At 59.5% G+C, this 1,314-nt stretch carries 1 protein-coding gene; it reads right to left on the bottom strand.

Annotated elements, in window-relative coordinates; all coding sequences use genetic code 11:
- Window positions 1-5 precede the first annotated feature (5 nt).
- Window positions 6-1,112, bottom strand: a complete 1,107-nt coding sequence (locus EN925_RS36225) for a glycosyltransferase family 2 protein (protein ID WP_206633144.1) — start codon at window positions 1,110-1,112, stop codon at window positions 6-8.
- Window positions 1,113-1,314: the final 202 nt, after the last annotated feature.

Below are 1,314 nucleotides of genomic sequence, written 5' to 3'. Positions count from 1 at the left end.
ATCTATCAGTTGGACAGTTCACGCGCTCGGAACGCGCCCGAGTTGGGCGACAGCCGCTTGTAGGCGGACCGTGCGTTCCGCAGGATCCATTGCGGCGCAAGGAGCGTCGGCACTGCGCGGGTCCAATAGTGCGGCATTCCATGGTAACGGCCGTACAGGTACCTGATCGCTGCGCTCACCGCGATGGTCCGTCCCCCCGCAGTTTTAGCGTTGTTCAACCGCGCCATCACGTGCGTATCAAATATCCGGCGGCGAAACGCTTCGCACACAGCGGGTGTGTCCGCGAACAACGCGAAAGCAATCTGATCATAGGCGGCAACGTCGATCTTCAGGCGATCCAGCCATCCGAACTTGATATTGAACTGGTCGTTGCCCGACCGATAGCCGACACAAGGTTCTTGGACCACGCCCCATTTTCCAAACCGTTCGACAACACGGCCGATGATATAAACTTGGACGTAGTAATTCTTGAATTCCGAGACATTAGGCTCGGATGCGATCTCATTCCATTTGGCACGGTCTATCACCAGGGCGGACATGAAGCCCAGCAGATCACCCATCGTCGCGAACAGCGTACCGGCATCGGCGATCAGTTGTGTAGGCGGGATCCGACGGATGCCGGTCCGGCGCGTCATCGTCACGTCATAGTCGATCACGCCTAGCGTTAGACCGGTTACGCCGGGCCAACGCCGGATCGCTTCCAGCACCCGTGCTAGCCCGCCCGGTTCCAGATGGTCGTCGTCGCCCATCAGCCAGATGTAATCGCCCTTCGCCGCCTCCACGACCGCCAGGAAATTGCCGTCCACTCCCAAGTTCTTCGGCTGGGAAAGCAAGGTGTAGTGCTTGATGCGACCCTTATAGCCTTCGGCCACGGCGACCGTATTGTCCGGTGAAGCATCATCGCTGACCACGACCTCGATCTCGTCCTCCAAAGCTTGGGCGATGATGCTGTCTAACAATTCCGCCAGCATGGACGAGCGGTTGTAAGTCGGGATGCAGATCGAAATGGTCGGCACGGGTTTCGGTCTGCGGCCAGGATCGGTGGTTACCCGGCGAGGCCGGCGCGCGCGATGAGCGGCTGCCACCAATGCTCGCAAGTCGTTCTCGTCCATCGTGCTCTCCTGGAGGTCAATCCGAAGACTGGCCGCCGGTCAATCGCCGAACTCCCCGAAATCGGCGTCGACCTGAATCATGAGTTCGAGGTATTTCCACGCTATCCACCGCCAGGAATAACTGCTCGCCCTGGCGTTCCCCTTGGTAACCAAACGCTGCCGCAAGTCTGGGGCTAGCATCAACAGGCGGATGGCTTCGGCC

The organism is Mesorhizobium sp. M7A.F.Ca.US.006.04.2.1 (genome assembly GCF_004022915.1).
GTDB lineage: Bacteria > Pseudomonadota > Alphaproteobacteria > Rhizobiales > Rhizobiaceae > Mesorhizobium > Mesorhizobium ciceri.
The sequence above is the reverse complement of the archived record's forward strand: the minus strand, read 5'-3'. Positions and strand labels throughout refer to the sequence as shown.

Excerpts from the sequence above, each read along its gene's own strand:
- EN925_RS36225 (WP_206633144.1), bottom strand. The coding sequence starts at position 1,112 with ATGGACGAGAACGACTTGCGAGCATTGGTGGCAGCCGCTCATCGCGCG.